The sequence below is a fragment of the Alkalibacterium thalassium genome (genome assembly GCF_900101165.1).
In the GTDB taxonomy this organism is placed as follows: domain Bacteria; phylum Bacillota; class Bacilli; order Lactobacillales; family Carnobacteriaceae_A; genus Alkalibacterium; species Alkalibacterium indicireducens.
Genome location: NZ_FNFK01000021.1, coordinates 1 through 16,542, shown reverse-complemented (window position 1 = coordinate 16,542; position 16,542 = coordinate 1). Strand labels below are relative to the sequence as shown.

Below are 16,542 nucleotides of genomic sequence, written 5' to 3'. Positions count from 1 at the left end.
AGAGATGGAGGAGAAACGTTTATGGAACGTTTACAGAAAGTCATGGCTCACGCAGGTGTAGCTTCTAGAAGAGCGTCTGAAAAGATGATAAAAGAGGGCAGAGTCAAGGTGAATGGTGCAGTAGTGAAAGAAATGGGGATTAATGTAAAAAAGACTGATCTGATTGAAGTGGACAGTGTCCCTATTGTACAGGAACAGAAGTACTATTTTCTTTTAAATAAGCCTAGGGGTGTAATCTCGAGCGCAGATGATCCTAAAGGAAGAAAAACAGTTGTTGATCTGCTTTCCGGGGTTGAACAGCGCATCTATCCTGTAGGTCGTCTGGATTATGATACAACTGGTGTGATTATCTTGACCAATGATGGTGAATTGACAAATCAGTTGACTCACCCTAAATTTGGTGTGGAAAAAACATATATTGCTAAAGTCACTGGTTTGATCGATAAAAAATCTGTAATCAGACTAGAAAAAGGCGTAGTGATCGATGGTTACAAGACACGACCGGCTAAAGCGCGAATTATTGATGTGGATTCTAAAAAAAATACTAGTCTTGTGGAACTGACGATTCATGAGGGGAAAAACCATCAGGTTAAAAAGATGCTTAAAAGTGTCGGCTTTCCAGTCGAGAAACTGAATCGTGATAAATACGGCTTCCTGACTGCTGAAGGGCTTCAATCAGGTGAATGGAGAGAACTTAAACAGTTCGAGGTAAATAAACTCAAGCAGCTTGTCGAAGAGTCCTAACCCACCGGATCACAGGCGAAATGATTGGAAGTATCATTGTTCTTCATTTATAATGATAAACAAGAGATCAACAGCGATCGATAAGTGAACGAACCCACTATTATTTAGAGGAGTGTCTTAAAGTGACCGAAGAGACTAGTCAAGGGAATGCTAAAAAGTTATTAGTTGTAGATGATGAAGATAGAATCAGACGTTTACTGAAAATGTATCTTGAAAAAGCTGATTACGATATTGATGAAGCTGAAAACGGCAGGATTGCTCTGGACCTCGCACTGGAAAATGAATATGACCTGATTCTACTCGATGTCATGATGCCTGAGATGGACGGGATTCAGGTAGCTGAAGAAATCCGAAAAGAAAAAGAGACACCTATCATGATGCTTACGGCAAAAGGGGAAGAGCTAAACCGGATACAAGGGTTTGAAGTAGGAGCAGACGATTATATCGTTAAACCTTTCAGTCCAAGAGAAATCGTTTTACGTGTAGCAGCGATCATTAAGCGGACAAAATCAAGCGCAGGTGGAACAGATGCTGCAGGAGATGTTTCAGATACCCTCAAGCTTCCTCATCTTGAAATCGACAACGATTCCCGACGTGTTACTGCGGACGGGAAAACTGTCAATCTGACGCCGAAGGAATATGATTTGCTTCATTACCTCATGTCAGCACCTGATCAGATTTTTGGCAGAGAGCAGCTTTTAAGAGAAGTGTGGAAATATGAATTTTTCGGGGACTTGAGAACAGTTGACACCCATGTTAAACGTTTGAGAGAAAAGCTCAAAAAAGAATCTGATGTGGCAGCGAAAATGATCGAGACAGTCTGGGGACTAGGATATAAGCTGAATTCTTATCCTCATGAAGAAGAGGAGTAGACAGCATGAAAATCAATGTAGTTGCAATCAGGATCTGGCTTATCACCTTTGGTATCACTCTATTTTCTTTTATTGCTACTACAGTGTTTTACGGTGTATTTTATTCCCAGCAGATTAAAGAAAACTTCATGAATGACTTTGAAGAAATTATTATAAATGTGGAACGCTTAGCTATTGCGGATCCACATTTTTTAATAGATAACATTGAGTCTATTAATAATCTCCATTCGAGTATTCATTTCGCTCTGGCTTCTGAAACGTTCGATTCTCCAACTGGTGAAGCATGGGTGTACTCTTTCCCAGCGGATGTCCTTAATACAATGGAAAATAAACCGGATATCATCGAGAACTTTCAGCCCCAAGAGGAACATGTGAATATACGCTCAGATCAGGATAATGAAGTGAGTTATAACATTCCTTTTATTTTTCATATCCAGCCGACATCTACAGAAGGAGAGGAACTCATCCTATACTCGTATGCGGATCTATCTTTTCTTATCTCAATTGAGAGACAGATGACCTGGGTCATTACTGGTTTGACTATCATTCACCTGCTTATAGCAGCTTATTATTACATGTATCTCAAAAAAAATGTTTCCGAACCAATAAATGCGATGACGAATATAGCATTTGACTTTGCAAGAGACGATTTTAGTCATCAGCTTCCGATTTCTGGGCGAGATGATTTGTCTGAACTGGCTATGGCAATGAATAAAATGGGTCATTCACTTGAAACGAACAGGACAGTTGTTAAGCAGGAAAAAGAACTGCTTGCTCATATATTGGAAAACATCGAAACAGGTATTCTTTATTATGATTCAGAACTGACCCTCCTGCTGTCTAACCCGGTTGGGGACATATTTCTTACCCAATATCAAATCGAAAAATCTGCATTTTCACATGATGAAGAGTTTATCGATTTGGGAGAACAGCTGCGGGAAGTGGTTAAACATAAGAAAATCAGAGAGTTTTCAATCGAAATGGAGGAATCTTATTACGATGTGAGGATTCTCCCTTTAGTAGATGATTTTACTGAAGACTTAAGAGGTATTCTTGTTTCGACTAATGATCAGACGAAGAAACATCGACTTGATAAAATGAGAGTCGACTTTATCAATAATATCTCTCATGAATTGAGAACCCCTCTGGTCATGGTTCAGGGTTACAGTGAAGCGATACTCGACGACGTTGCGGAAAGCACTGAAGAGAAAAAAGAGATGGCGGCGATCATTCGTGATGAATCACAGAGAATGAACCGTATGGTAAATGAGATGCTTGATTTGTCACGTATGGAAGCAGGTTATATCGAGCTTCAGAAAACTGATGTGAACCTTAACAGTTACTTGAGAAGCTTGCTTTTCCGTTTTGACAAAATGGCGAATGAATCCGAAGTCTCGCTTCAGCTTGACATGCCTAAAGAAGACGTTCATCTCGTCATGGATAAAGATAAGATGGATCAGGTGTTTGTCAATTTAATAAATAATGCGATCAGACACACAAGTATGACTGATAAGTCTGAAAAAGTCGTGACGCTACAGCTATACAATGAGCAGGACTTGAACGAAGTAGTTATGGTCGTGAAAGATACTGGGACTGGAATACCGGAAGAAGATGTTCCGTATATCTTCGACCGATTCTTCAAAGCAGATAAATCCCGAAATAATTACTCATTCAATGCGAACGGTACAGGCATTGGACTGTCATTAGTTCAGAACATCGTAGAAGCACATGAAGGGTATATAGAAGTCGAATCTACATTAGGAAAAGGGGCGTCGTTCCTTATTCATCTTCCGATCGAAACTGGGGAAAGTGAATAAGGGCAATAGTTTTAGTCTCCTGTGTAATGTTGAGCAAGAGCGCTTGACTTCATCGATTAAACTCAGTATAATAATATCAGAATTAAATATATCGATTCATCTTCAGGGGCAGGGTGTAAATCCCGACCGGTGGTAAAGTCCACGAGCGATCAGTGATTGCTGAACTGGTGTAATTCCAGTACCGACAGTATAGTCTGGATAAAGAAGATGGAGCTTTCTGACTGAAAATAAATTCTGTCTTTTTGCTCTGTTAGTGACCTGAAGTGGGGAACTGGCAGAGTTTTTTGTCTTTCCTGCTTCAAGTATCAGACAAGCAGAGGCCAGAATACTCTCATCATTAAGTTCACCCTAAGCAGGATGGATCCTTTCAGGAGGATTTATTATGACAAACAACAAAACAAAACGACTGGTAGGCATTGCTATGCTGGCATCCCTTGCATGGGTCATATCCATGATTTCATTCCCAATACTGCCCGGATCACCATTCCTGAAAATAGATTTCAGTGATCTTGCGGTGCTCTTCGGAATGTATGTCTACGGACCACTGGCAGGTGTTGCTATTGCATTCATCCGCTCACTCCTGTCGTACGCTCAAAAGGGCGGAGAAATGGGATTTCCGATTGGAGATACAGCAGCTTTTATTGCAACATTATCTTATACACTTCCACTGTACCTGATTATCGCAAAAAAAGGAACTGCCTTGAAATATAAACTTCTTGCTGGCGGAGCTGCCAGTGTTTCCTTGACTGCAGCTATGACTTTAGCAAACTGGCTGTTTATTGCACCTGCCTATATGGCAGTAATGGGATTCAGTGTCGGACCAATGAGAACTTATCTGCTGTTTGCTATTGTGCCTTTCAATATGATTAAAGGTCCTATAGTAGCAGTACTGTTCTTTATTGCCTTTTCGAAACTTAAACCTTGGCTTGATAAGACTAGAAAGAAAATTAATCGTAAGAAGCAGACACAGGTTACTATATCTCAGTCTTAAGGCATAACACCTTTAGTTTTATTTAATACATCTACTGCAGTCTACAGAAATTTGTATAGATTATAACAGGTTTACACCTGTTTATCTCTGTTCAAGTCTCTGCAGGCTTTTTATATGCCTTTATCATTCAGATGTTTGAGCTGTTAAAAAAATTAAGAAAATTAAGACCAATAAAGAGCTTAACCTATTGAGTTGTATAGTGTATTGTAGAGATAGAGAAACAAAATAAAATCACAGTGGGTGACGTATGACAGAAATGTTTGAGCTGAACTACATCAATTACTTATTTTCTGAGAAGACCTCCGTAACGCTGAGACAGATGGAGCTGATTGCAGAAGGAAAGCGTACGCCATCGACTTTGTTTACTGCTGAAAAAAATCAGCTTCAGGCTCTATTTCTTTCCTCTCTTTCACTCTCAAAATCAGAATGGGTAGACAGGATGAAGAAACTGAGCGATCTGGGCTGGCTCACTCAAGAAGAAGGACGATATCAGATAACGCCATCAGGCCAGCAGAGTAAGGAAGCGTTTATTTTAAACTACCCTCTGCTGAACTGTACTTTAGAAATGTCTGATGCACTGACACGCAAAGCATTCTGGCACTGGTTCATCTTTGTCACGCAGATTTTATCTGAGTTCAGTTATGGAAATAAGGGGTACATCCCTTACATCAGCGACAGGCTCACTCAGAATCGAATAAAGAAATGGTTAGCTGAACAAGGCTTTCCACAGAAGCCTCTGGCTTTCATGTGGGCAGATGAAATTAAGGCGTTTCTTGAAACCTTACCAGATGAACTAGGAACATTTATAGTAAATCAGATGATTGGGCATAACTATGAAGGGATGACCAAAAGGCAGACAGCTGAGAAGCATGGGATGACTTCTTTAGAAGTACTGCTAACTACAGAGATTCTCATGGACAGGCTTTCCCGTTTTTTTGAGGAATCAGACCTTTTGAAGTCTTTGTGGGATACTGTCCACAAATCCTGTCATTACGGATTAAGTGACAGTGCTTACAGAAGCATGACGTTTTTAATGAACGGAAGCTCAATTCATAGCACAGCGGCCATACGCAAATTAAAAGAAAACACGGTCAAAGAACATGTACTTGAAGCGGTACTGATCAGCAAGTATACAGGGTATAAACCATTGATCCCAAAAGAAGTTTATGATCAGTTAAGAAAGTTATTTTTAAGCGAGCCGTCTTTATCTTACGCTCAGGCACAACAGGAGATTCAGCAGCTTGAATTTTTCTGGTATCGACTAGTTGAAATTGAAAGGATACGTGGATGTCTATGACAAAAGACAGGAGCATTCAAGCGAAAAAACTATTGAATGACAGGTTCGGATTTAATAGTTATCGTGCCGGACAGGAAGAGGCGATAAGCAGTGTTCTTGCAGAAAGACACGCACTGGTCATGTTGCCAACAGGTACTGGGAAAACGCTCTGTTACCAGCTGCCAGCTTATCTGCTCGGAGGTTCGACTGTCATCATATCACCACTTTTATCTCTAATGGAAGATCAAGTAGAAAAAATGAAAAGCAGCGGTGAAAAGTCAGTAGTGGCATTGAACAGTTTTCTTTCTTTCAAGGAGAAACAGACCATTCTACGGAATTTATCAGCGTATAAATTTATTTTTGTGTCTCCAGAAATGCTTCAGCAGCAGGGAATGATCGATCAGCTGAAACAAATCAACTTGTCTCTACTTGTAGTAGATGAAGCTCATTGTATTTCTCAATGGGGGATGGACTTCAGAGCAGACTATCTGAAGTTGGGTAAAGTCAGGCAGGAACTGAACAATCCATTGACACTGGCACTGACTGCTACGGCAGTTGAACAGGTGAGAAAGGATATTCTTTCTGTACTTAACCTCAGTTCAGAAGTGGACCAGATTATTTATCCGGTGGACCGGCCGTCGATTCAACTTAGAGTGGCGCAGTCCTTTGGAGACAAGAAGGATCAGCTGCTTAAGGCCGTCGGCGAGTTTAAAGGACCGGGAATCATTTACTTTTCCAGTAAGAAACTTGCCGATCAACTGGCCGAACTGATACGATCACAAATGGGGATTCCCTGTGAAAGTTACCATAGTGATTTGGATAAAGAGGACAAGCGCAGGATACAGTCTCAATTTTTATCAGATGCCTTACCCGTTATCTGTGCTACCAGTGCTTTTGGGATGGGGATCGATAAGCCGGACATCAGATTTATCATTCACTACCATCTACCTGGAAGTCCGGAGATGTACCTGCAGGAAATCGGCAGGTGTTCCAGAGACAGAAAAGGTGGGGTCGCTTTACTTCTTTATGAAAATGGCGATGAGGCGATCCAGATGAGACTGCAGGAAAATACTCTACCGAACAGAGATGAACTGATTTTCGCTTACAGACATGCTGAGACACTCGATCATCTGAAAGACGACACCAAGATAAATATAAGTCGGCATTTTATAGAGCAGAACATTCCTTTTGAACAGGCTGCTGAAATGGTTGATCGTTATCAGACACATAAATCAGTCCAGCTAAGGACCATGGTGGATTACGCTAAACAACAGGGATGCAAACGCGAAGTTCTACTCGATTATTTTGGTGAAAAACCTGAAGTTAGACGTAATGGCTGCTGCACTGGGTGCATCCGGACCCTCTCACTTCCTTATGAACCACTTGAATGGCCCAATTTATTACAAAAGAGTGAAGATCTGTGGCAGGACAAGCTAAAATTTTTATTTAATTTACAAAGCTAGACTCAAAGAATAAGGATTCTATGATATAATGAGACACGATTAGTTTGAGAGGAGTATATGAATGAGTAAAAAAGATCGTGAATCGATGGAAGAACTCTGGTCCAAACGTTTTGATGAAGAAGTTGATTATACTGATGATGAACCGATGTCCAGAAAAGCGAAGCGAGAAAGAGAACAGAGTATTTCCCCTATTTTAACAGTAACCGTGATTTTTTTGGCATTATTAATTATTTTACCTATCTCTGCGTATGCATGGTTTTCAAACAGGGAAGATATGTCCGAGGATCCTTCCTCTCCTTCAGTTGAGCAGTCGTTAGCTGTTAATGATGAAGAAGAACCAGATGAGGAAGAACCGGAAGGCGAAGATGAGGAGCCAGATGGGGAAGAGAATGAACCAGGGCCAGAAGTCGATCCTGAAGAGGAGTCTGAGCCGGACGAAGAACCGGAAAGTGTTCAGACACCCCCAGTAACTGAGCAGCCATCGGCACCAGAGCCAGAGCCTGAACCAGAACCAGAGCCCCAACCAGAGCCCCAACCAGAACCTGCTGGTCAGGGAGAGTACTATACGGTTAAAGCAGGAGATAATATGTATCGTATCGCTCTGAACCACGGGATGAGTACTGAAGAACTGATGCAACTGAACGGATTGACGGTAGAAACAGTATTTGTAGGACAGGAACTCCGAGTTGAATAATTGCTAAAATATTATATTGGATGTGTAAAGTGAATGGAAACCCATAATGTAACGATTGCTATTGATGGACCAGCTTCTTCGGGGAAAAGTACGGTGGCCAGACGCATAGCAGACGATCTTGGCCTGATTTATGTCGATACAGGTGCAATGTACAGAGCGCTGACTTATGAAGCTTTAAGAAAAAGTGTTAATATAAAAGATGAGGATGCACTACTTAAGCTTCTTAAACATACTGATATCAGTTTGAAAAAGAGAAACATGGCCCAGTCTGTCTATCTGAACAATGAAGATGTCACTGAGGATATTCGTCAGAATAATGTGACCAATACTGTTTCAATCGTAGCGGCTCATCCGCTAGTAAGAGAAGAGATGGTGACCCGTCAGCAGAAACTAGCTGAAAATAATGGTGTGGTCATGGACGGAAGAGATATTGGTACAGTTGTTCTTCCGGATTCGGATGTAAAGATTTTTCTGGTGGCTAGTGTAATGGAGCGGGCTGAACGCCGCCACAAGGAAAACAGAAGCAAAGGTATTTTCTCTGATCTGGAACAATTGAAAAAGGATATCGCTGAACGAGACTATAAGGACTCAACGCGTGACACATCACCGCTTAAGCAGGCAGAGGATGCGGTGCGCATCGATACGACAAAATTGTCTATTGAAGAAGTAGTCGAAAAAATCAAGTCATTGATTAGCACTAAGTTAAACTAAACGGTGATTTTTAACTGAAAATGTTTTACTGGAATTTAAAAAGCATATTCGGTACAATTAATAGTGTAGGAATTATTGGTATTGGAGGCATACAAAGATGACAGAAAAAGAAAACAGAAATGAAGAAGAAGTGACAAACGAAGAAGCGGTGGAAACAGCGAATGAACAAGTTGAAGTAAATTCGTCTGCTGATACATCTCCAGAAGATGTGATTGCAGAAAACGAAGAGGCTCAAGTACAGCCTGCTGTTGAAACAGATGACACGCATTCGGAGTCAATGTCAGACGTTATGAAAGACGTTGTCGACATTACACCGGGTGATTTAGTCAAAGGTGAAGTACTCGCCATCGATAATGAAAAACAAGTTATTGTCGGTCTTGGTGGAGGACAGGAAGGGCACATCCCTCCTAGAGAGCTTGCTTCTGAACGCTTTGATCATCCATCAGATATCGTCTCTGTCGGAGATGTTATCGATGTAGTCGTACTAAGAGATATAAAAGATAAAGAACAGGGAAGCTTCATACTATCCAAGAAGCGTGTCGATCAGCGTAAAGTCTGGGAAGAGCTTCAGGAAAAATATAATAATGATGAAACAGTTGAAGCACCTATATCTGAAGTAGTTAAAGGCGGATTGACAGTTGATCTGGGCGTTAGAGGGTTTGTACCTGCGTCTCAGATGGATACATCATTTGTCAGCGATTTAAGTCAGTTTGAAGGACAAACCTACACATTCAAGATTCTAGAAATCGATCCGAATGAGCGCCAGCTGATTTTATCTCGTAAAGTTCTGCTTGAAAAAGAACAGGCTGCTGAAAAAGAGAAAGCTCTTGAAAACCTTGAAGAAGGATCTGTAGTTTCTGGTGAAGTCGTTCGTCTGACCAACTTTGGCGCATTTGTCAATGTCGGTGGTGCAGATGGTCTGGTTCACATCTCGGAAATTGCTCATGAGCGTATCGATCATCCTAAAGATAAACTGTCTATAGGTGATCAGGTTGATGTTAAAGTTCTTAAAGTTGACAAGGAACAGGGACGTATCTCCCTGTCCATCAAAGAAACACTACCTGGACCGTGGGACAATGTTGAAGAAGAGCTTGCTCCTGGAACAGTCGTTAAAGGTAAAGTGAAAAGAGTGACTGACTTCGGCGCCTTTGTTGAAGTGAAACCTGGTGTTGAAGGATTAGTTCATATTTCTGAAATGGCTCATAAACATGTGGAAACTCCTCATGAAATTGTAGCTAAAGACGAAGAAATTGAAGTGAAAGTTCTGAGTGTCAATCCTCAGGAACAACGTGTTTCTCTAAGCATCAAAGCACTGACAGAAAACACTGAAAGTGCTCCTGTTAAAGAGACACCCCAGCAGTCTTCTCAGAATGAAAGACCTTCAGTTAAACAGCCTTCACTTCGTGATGATGATGACGAAGGTGCGTTTACTTTAGGTGACCAGATCGGCGATCAGTTATCAGGATTTATGGATAACGACAGCGACGAAGACTAGTCAGCTAAACAAATCGGTATATTATTACCGCACCCAACTAAAGCAGGTATTATGCCTGCTTTAGTTGGGTGTGACTATTTAAAGCAAAGTGTTATGGAAGAAGGTGTTTGAATGACTAAACCAACAGTAGCGATCGTTGGAAGACCAAATGTGGGAAAATCCACTATTTTTAATCGAATAGTTGGCGAACGTATCTCTATAGTAGAGGACACATCTGGAGTTACAAGAGACCGAATATATGCTGATGCTGAATGGCTGGGTAGAGAATTCTCACTTATTGATACCGGTGGGATTACCATGGAAGATGAACCTTTGAATATTCAGATTAGAAATCAGGCTCAAATCGCTATCGAAGAAGCTGACGTGATCATCATGCTGACCAGTGTCAGAGAAGGTGTCACTAATGCAGACGAACAGGTTGCCCCTATATTATTCAAGTCTGGAAAGCCTGTCATATTGGCTGTCAATAAAGCAGACAATCCGGAATTACGTACTGAAATCTATGAGTTCTACTCATTAGGTCTAGGCACACCGTATCATATCTCTGGGGCTCATGGACTGGGACTTGGAGATGTTCTGGATGCAGTGATCAAGGAATTCCCTGAAGATATGGAAGAAGAATACGATGAATCAACGATTAAGTTCAGTCTGATCGGAAGACCTAACGTAGGGAAATCCAGCCTGGTTAATGCCATTATTGGAGAGGAAAGAGTCATTGTCTCTGATATAGCAGGAACGACGAGAGAAGCGGTCGATACCCGTTTTGAAACGAAAGATGGCCGTGACTTTGTCATGATCGATACCGCAGGCATGCGTAAAAAAGGGAAAGTATACGAAGATACAGAGAAATACAGTGTTCTGAGAGCAATGAGAGCAATCGAACGTTCTGATGTGGTCTTATGTGTCATTAATGCTGAAGAAGGTATCAGAGAGCAGGATAAGCGTGTATTCGGCTATGCTCATGAAGCTGGCAAAGGAATCATACTGGTCGTCAACAAGTGGGACACGATTGAGAAAGAAACAAATACAATGAAGGAATTTGAACTGGATGTCAGAGATGAGTTTCAGTACTTAGCCTATGCTCCAATCGTTTTCGTATCCGCTATGACCAAAAAGCGTCTTCACCTGCTGCCGGATAAAATTGAAGAAGTATTTATGAACCGAAACCTTCGAATTCAGTCTTCAATATTGAACGATGTCGTGATGGATGCCGTCGCAACGAATCCGACACCTACTGACAAAGGCCGCCGTCTGAAGATTTATTATACGACCCAAGTCGCTGTATCGCCTCCGACATTCGTTATATTTGTAAACGATCCGGACTTACTGCACTTTTCATACGCAAGGTACCTGGAAAACAGATTCCGTGATACATTCAGATTTGAAGGAACACCCATTCGCATTATACCGAGACGACGAAAGTAGTTTCTTACAAAATAATCGGCTTGCCCTATGTGAGGAATGGAAGAGAATTTGACAAAACCATTGCAGTATCAACGATTCTGTGGTATCTTTTTAAATGAAATGTCAAGAATAGACTATTTCACCCATTACATTCAATACAAAGGAATGTTGCAAGATCGCAAGTGGACTTAATGGTCTGCATGCATCGATCTTCTTTTGAGGAGGTGAAAGAATACAATGGCAAATAAAGCAGAATTAATCGAAAAAGTAGCAGCAACAGCTGACCTTACTAAAAAAGACGCGACTGCAGCAGTAGAAGCGGTTTTCGAAACAATCAAAGATTCACTAGCTGAAGGTGAAAAAGTTCAAGTAATTGGCTTTGGTAACTTTGAAGTACGTGATCGTGCTGCACGTAAAGGACGTAACCCTCAAACTGGGGAAGAAATCCAGATCCCTGCAAGCAAAGTCCCTGCATTCAAAGCTGGTAAAGCATTGAAAGACGCAGTAAAATAAAAAGTAAATACTTTTGTTATGTCGAGATCAGCTGATCTCGGCTTTTTTTTGCTTTGATCAGAAAATACCGCACGAGATCGATTATAAGAATCGTTAAGAAGAATATCTTATTTGAAAATTCGTACGCTTCAAGACCTCTCGTTTGACATCAGTCTGTCTTACTAGTAACCTAATAGATATGAGAAAAAAGAGCCGCTGAGAAGTGGTGAAAGGAATGATGACTGGACTATGTCCGCCGAGATTAAAGAGACGATTCGAAAAGAAGCAAAGGAAAAGAACGTGAGGTTTCTCCGATTGATGTTCACAGATATCGATGGAGTAATCAAAAATGTGGAGGTGCCAGTTAGTCAGCTGGAAAAAGTCATGGATAATGAAATGGCGTTTGACGGCTCATCAATAGATGGATTTGTAGAAATTGATCAAAGTGATATGAAGCTGCATCCTGATCTAGATACATGGCTGATATTCCCATGGAAACTTGAAAATGGTGACGGCAAGATTGCCCGTTTCATTTGTGATGTCCACATGCCTGACGGTCAGCCTTTTGCAGGAGACCCAAGAAACAACCTTAAACGTGTTGTGAAGGAAATGAAGGAGTTTGGCTTCACATCCTTTAATCTGGGACCAGAGCCTGAATTTTTCCTCTTTAAACTAGATGAGAATGGCAAACCGAGCAAAACTTTAAATGATAATGGTGGTTACTTTGATCTGGCGCCTACAGATCTTGCTGAAAACTGTCGTAGAGACATTGTTCTGGAGCTGGAAGCTCTCGGATTTGAAATAGAAGCAAGCCACCATGAAGTTGCTCCCGGACAGCATGAAATTGACTGGAAATATGCAGATGCCGTTGAAGCCTGTGATAATATCCAGACATTCAAGCTGATTGTCAAGACGGTAGCCAGAAAGCACGGTCTTCATGCGACATTTATGCCTAAACCGATTGAAAACATCAGTGGATCCGGTATGCATTTCAATATGTCTCTTTTCAATGAAGAGGGTAACGCATTTTACGATTCTGAATCTGAAGATGGATTAAGTGGAACAGCTTACCAGTTCATTGCAGGCCTTCTGGATCATGCTCAAGCCTACACTGCGGTATGTAATCCGATAGTCAACTCATACAAGCGTCTGACGCCTGGATATGAAGCACCTGTTTACGTTGCCTGGTCAGGAACTAATAGAACCCCACTCGTTAGAGTACCGGCTTCTAGAGGCAATTCTACGCGAGTTGAGTTGCGAAGCGTAGATCCGACAGCTAACCCGTATCTGGCATTAGCAGTATTGCTCAAAGCAGGACTAAAAGGAATCGGTGAAGCAAAAAGCGCGCCCAGTCCAGTTAACAAGAATATCTATAATATGGACCAGATCGAGCGGGACGAAAATAACATACAGTCTCTGCCACAGAACCTTTATGAAGCAATTGTATCTCTTAAAAAAGATGAAACAATTATTGACGGATTAGGAGAACATATTTTTGAACGATTTGTCGCAGCGAAATCTGCAGACTGGCATAACTTTGCCAAGGCTGTTACGCAGTGGGAAACTGATCGTTACTTTGAACTCTATTAAACCATATCCACCTGTCTCCTTGTTGCTGAAAAGTAGCAGGGAGGCAGGTGGGTTATTAATTATCGAAAGTATACTCAACTTGAACTTAATAATCTTCTGTAAATAACCGTATTTCATTTACATATTAACCTCCTATTGCATGGTGCATCATCTAGTGGTACTATTCAAAAGTGCTTTTAATAGCAATCTAAATGTAAGTAATACAATAAGTGGTATAGATAGGGGAGAGTAAGACATGACGAAGATGACAAGAGAAACAATAATGAAAGATGTAAAAGAGAGTAATGTACGCTTTTTGCGCTTGATGTTCACAGATATACTGGGAACAGTAAAAAACGTAGAGGTGCCTGTGAGTCAGCTTGACAAAGTTCTGGACGGCAAAATGATGTTTGATGGATCTTCTATCGAAGGGTTTGTTCGTATACAGGAATCGGACATGTATCTGAAACCAGACTTTGATACTTGGCTGGTCTTTACATGGGAAACGGAATCGACTAAAAAAGGGCGTGTGGCACGATTGATATGTGATATCGTGAATCCTGATGGGACGCCGTTTTTGGGAGATCCGAGAACCAATTTGAAACGTGTACTTAAAGAAGCAAAAGATTTGGGCTATTCGTCTTTCAATCTTGGGCCCGAACCTGAATTCTTTTTACTTAAACTAGATGAAAACGATGAAATTACTGAAAGACCTAATGATAATGGTGGATACTTTGATTTGGCTCCAACTGATCTGGCTGAAAACTGCCGCCGGGATATCGTTCTGGAACTGGAAGATCTTGGATTTGAAATAGAAGCGAGTCACCACGAGGTCGCACCTGGACAGCATGAAATCGACTGGAAGTATGCAGATGCAGTTGAAGCCTGTGATAATATTCAGACATTTAAATTAGTTGTTAAGACGGTCGCCCGTAAATATGGTCTACATGCGACATTCATGGCTAAACCTGTATTTGGTATTAATGGCTCAGGCATGCACAGCAACATGTCTTTATTCAGAAATAACGAGAATGTATTTTATGATGAGTCGGATGAAAGACAATTAAGTACAGAAGCGTATCAATTTCTGGCAGGCCTGCTTCATCATGCCCCGGCATTTACTGCAGTTACCAATCCGACCGTTAACTCGTACAAGCGTCTGGTACCTGGTTATGAGGCTCCTGTATATATCGCATGGTCTGGAAGCAACCGTACACCGATGATAAGAATTCCAGCATCAAGAGGCATGTCTACTCGTCTGGAAGTACGTTCAGTTGATCCGATGGCTAATCCTTACCTGGCATTAGCAGCGATGCTGAAAGCTGGACTGGACGGCATCACTAATGAAATGACACCACCTGAAGAAACAAATGACAACATTTACGATATGGATGAGGCTCAGCTGGAACAGCAGGGAATCAAGTCTCTACCTACCAGCCTTCATAGCGCACTTAAAGCTCTAAAGAAAAACGATGTGATTAAGGAGTCCCTAGGTAATCATATCTATACGAATTTCGTCAAAGCTAAAATGGTCGAATGGGATTCTTATAAAGCAGCGGTCAGTCAGTGGGAGAAAGATAACTATCTGCACCTGTATTAATAAGTTGTATGATTAAGAATCAATAACAAATAGAACCGGCAGTCTGTGAATAGACTGCCGGTTCTATTTGTCTTGGAAAGAGAATCAAATAAAAAAGCAAATGATCTTCAGGATCACTTGCTTTTTTTATACGTTTCGGGAGAACTTAAATACATGCTCGTTATCAACCTCTATACTGATTTAATCATCATCAGACAATTAGATAACCGGCATAAATCGCCATTCAGGAATAAATTTCTGAATAGTTTCTGAACAAATTTAGAAGATGCTAGCAATCATTTCATCCGAGATTTGATCATTCTTATGCTCTAACTCATTAATGATATGAGAGTATTTTTCGATAGTTGTTGTTGGACTAGAATGTCCAATTCTTTTAGATATGCTTACTATATTCATACCATGATAAATTAGTAAAGAGACATGTGTGTGTCGTAAAGCATGAGACGTCACTTTTTTCACATCAGCTCTTTTACATGCTCTTCTAAGAGTTTTGTTCATCGCAGTATGAGAGGGTGGTAGACCCTCAATAGTTGTAAAGAGTAAATCGTTGGAAATACCTTGTTTTAAGTTCATTTCTTTCTTTTTGATGGCATAGGCTCTCAACTCTTTAAAAACGGCAGGTTCAATACGAATCGTCCGATTAAGGCCATTCTTAGTTGGCCCTAGTTTTTTCCCTTTAAAATCCCAGGCTTTATTGATACGTAATGTATTATTTTTAAGATCATCAACTGTTAAACCAGCTACTTCTGAATATCGTAATCCAGCAGCAAATTGTAGAATAGCCATCCAACGAGTGGTCATATCTAAAGTTATCCCATTTCTTATTTCAGACATTACACGTTTGATTTCATCTTCAGATAAAAATTTATCTTCTTCAGACTGTCCTTCTAATCCAGATACCGTTACATTATACGTGAAATCTTTTGTTATTATACCTGATTCAATGGCATCCTTAACGCATGACCTGATATGTTTATTCATCTTCTGATTAGTTGATTTAGCTTTTTTAGAGGCTAGTTCATTTAAGAACGTTTGGTAGTTCACCTTTGTTATATTTTTAATTTTTACAAATTCAAAATATGTTTTAACATGGTTCTTCGTGGTAACATAATTATCAAACGTACGTGCTGATACATTGGGTACTGATTTATATGTATCAATCCATTTCTCAAAGTAATCATAAAAATAAGGGTTGCTCCCAATATCCATTCCACTGGCTTTGTTAAGTTTCATATTAGCTTCCCAAAGTAATGCATCCTTTTTATGTTTAAAATTAAACTTGGCTTTCTCCTTATATTTTCCTGTTAAGTAATCTTTATAACTCAAGTTTCGCACCCCTAAGAACGACGTTCTATCCTTTTACCGTAAAGATCAGTTAGAATATTGAACTTAAAAGTACAGAAAAAGACACCTC

At 40.6% G+C, this 16,542-nt stretch carries 14 protein-coding genes and 1 riboswitch; of the genes, 13 read left to right on the top strand and 1 reads right to left on the bottom strand.

Going from position 1 to position 16,542, the window contains the following annotated elements:
- The first annotated feature begins 21 nt into the window (after positions 1 to 21).
- The 13 genes from BLR76_RS06085 (at position 22) to glnA (BLR76_RS06025) (ending at position 15,128) form a co-directional block, all read left to right on the top strand.
- The gene (locus tag BLR76_RS06085; protein WP_091266788.1) at positions 22 to 744 is read left to right on the top strand and encodes a pseudouridine synthase; all 723 of its coding nucleotides are present in this window, start codon (positions 22 to 24) and stop codon (positions 742 to 744) included.
- Between the two features lie 122 nt (positions 745 to 866).
- Positions 867 to 1,616, top strand: coding sequence for a response regulator transcription factor (locus BLR76_RS06080; RefSeq protein WP_281241338.1), 750 nt, complete (start codon positions 867 to 869; stop codon positions 1,614 to 1,616).
- 5 nt (positions 1,617 to 1,621) lie between these two features.
- Entirely contained in the window at positions 1,622 to 3,433 is a 1,812-nt protein-coding gene (locus tag BLR76_RS06075; protein WP_091266785.1) for a sensor histidine kinase, read from the top strand.
- Positions 3,434 to 3,527: 94 nt separating this feature from the next.
- Positions 3,528 to 3,646: riboswitch (FMN riboswitch) on the top strand.
- A gap of 169 nt (positions 3,647 to 3,815) precedes the next feature.
- Positions 3,816 to 4,424: an ECF transporter S component gene (locus BLR76_RS06070; RefSeq protein ID WP_245683047.1), complete on the top strand. Its 609-nt coding sequence runs from the start codon at positions 3,816 to 3,818 to the stop codon at positions 4,422 to 4,424.
- 247 nt (positions 4,425 to 4,671) lie between these two features.
- Positions 4,672 to 5,721, top strand: a complete 1,050-nt coding sequence (locus BLR76_RS06065; RefSeq protein ID WP_091266778.1) for a helix-turn-helix domain-containing protein — start codon at positions 4,672 to 4,674, stop codon at positions 5,719 to 5,721.
- Entirely contained in the window at positions 5,718 to 7,163 is a 1,446-nt protein-coding gene (locus BLR76_RS06060) for a RecQ family ATP-dependent DNA helicase (protein WP_091266833.1), read from the top strand. The genes BLR76_RS06065 and BLR76_RS06060 overlap by 4 nt, the downstream gene beginning before the upstream one ends.
- Positions 7,164 to 7,224: 61 nt before the next feature.
- Positions 7,225 to 7,857 (top strand): LysM peptidoglycan-binding domain-containing protein, encoded by a 633-nt coding sequence (locus tag BLR76_RS11790; protein ID WP_091266775.1) that lies wholly within the window; start codon positions 7,225 to 7,227, stop codon positions 7,855 to 7,857.
- Between the two features lie 33 nt (positions 7,858 to 7,890).
- The gene (gene cmk / locus BLR76_RS06050; RefSeq protein ID WP_091266772.1) at positions 7,891 to 8,568 is read left to right on the top strand and encodes a (d)CMP kinase; all 678 of its coding nucleotides are present in this window, start codon (positions 7,891 to 7,893) and stop codon (positions 8,566 to 8,568) included.
- A gap of 97 nt (positions 8,569 to 8,665) precedes the next feature.
- Positions 8,666 to 10,063: a 30S ribosomal protein S1 gene (rpsA, locus tag BLR76_RS06045; RefSeq protein ID WP_425425714.1), complete on the top strand. Its 1,398-nt coding sequence runs from the start codon at positions 8,666 to 8,668 to the stop codon at positions 10,061 to 10,063.
- 111 nt (positions 10,064 to 10,174) lie between these two features.
- Positions 10,175 to 11,488 carry a ribosome biogenesis GTPase Der gene (gene der, locus BLR76_RS06040; protein WP_091266768.1) on the top strand — a complete coding sequence of 438 codons (1,314 nt, stop codon included), beginning with the start codon at positions 10,175 to 10,177 and terminating at the stop codon, positions 11,486 to 11,488.
- Between the two features lie 216 nt (positions 11,489 to 11,704).
- Positions 11,705 to 11,980 carry an HU family DNA-binding protein gene (locus tag BLR76_RS06035; protein WP_091266765.1) on the top strand — a complete coding sequence of 92 codons (276 nt, stop codon included), beginning with the start codon at positions 11,705 to 11,707 and terminating at the stop codon, positions 11,978 to 11,980.
- 228 nt (positions 11,981 to 12,208) lie between these two features.
- Complete coding sequence (gene glnA, locus BLR76_RS06030) at positions 12,209 to 13,549, top strand: type I glutamate--ammonia ligase (protein WP_091266762.1); 1,341 nt, start codon at positions 12,209 to 12,211, stop codon at positions 13,547 to 13,549.
- A gap of 235 nt (positions 13,550 to 13,784) precedes the next feature.
- Positions 13,785 to 15,128, top strand: coding sequence for a type I glutamate--ammonia ligase (gene glnA / locus BLR76_RS06025; RefSeq protein ID WP_091266760.1), 1,344 nt, complete (start codon positions 13,785 to 13,787; stop codon positions 15,126 to 15,128).
- A gap of 258 nt (positions 15,129 to 15,386) precedes the next feature.
- Here glnA (BLR76_RS06025) and BLR76_RS06020 read toward each other — a convergent pair whose 3' ends face one another.
- Positions 15,387 to 16,454, bottom strand: coding sequence for a tyrosine-type recombinase/integrase (locus BLR76_RS06020; protein ID WP_091266758.1), 1,068 nt, complete (start codon positions 16,452 to 16,454; stop codon positions 15,387 to 15,389).
- Positions 16,455 to 16,542 lie beyond the last annotated feature (88 nt).

Coding starts and splice junctions, on each gene's coding strand:
- glnA (WP_091266762.1), top strand. CDS start 12,209: ATGTCCGCCGAGATTAAAGAGACGATTCGAAAAGAAGCAAAGGAAAAG.
- cmk (WP_091266772.1), top strand. CDS start 7,891: ATGGAAACCCATAATGTAACGATTGCTATTGATGGACCAGCTTCTTCG.
- BLR76_RS11790 (WP_091266775.1), top strand. CDS start 7,225: ATGAGTAAAAAAGATCGTGAATCGATGGAAGAACTCTGGTCCAAACGT.
- rpsA (WP_425425714.1), top strand. CDS start 8,666: ATGACAGAAAAAGAAAACAGAAATGAAGAAGAAGTGACAAACGAAGAA.
- BLR76_RS06065 (WP_091266778.1), top strand. CDS start 4,672: ATGACAGAAATGTTTGAGCTGAACTACATCAATTACTTATTTTCTGAG.
- glnA (WP_091266760.1), top strand. CDS start 13,785: ATGACGAAGATGACAAGAGAAACAATAATGAAAGATGTAAAAGAGAGT.
- BLR76_RS06060 (WP_091266833.1), top strand. CDS start 5,718: ATGACAAAAGACAGGAGCATTCAAGCGAAAAAACTATTGAATGACAGG.
- BLR76_RS06035 (WP_091266765.1), top strand. CDS start 11,705: ATGGCAAATAAAGCAGAATTAATCGAAAAAGTAGCAGCAACAGCTGAC.
- BLR76_RS06085 (WP_091266788.1), top strand. CDS start 22: ATGGAACGTTTACAGAAAGTCATGGCTCACGCAGGTGTAGCTTCTAGA.
- BLR76_RS06075 (WP_091266785.1), top strand. CDS start 1,622: ATGAAAATCAATGTAGTTGCAATCAGGATCTGGCTTATCACCTTTGGT.
- der (WP_091266768.1), top strand. CDS start 10,175: ATGACTAAACCAACAGTAGCGATCGTTGGAAGACCAAATGTGGGAAAA.
- BLR76_RS06070 (WP_245683047.1), top strand. CDS start 3,816: ATGACAAACAACAAAACAAAACGACTGGTAGGCATTGCTATGCTGGCA.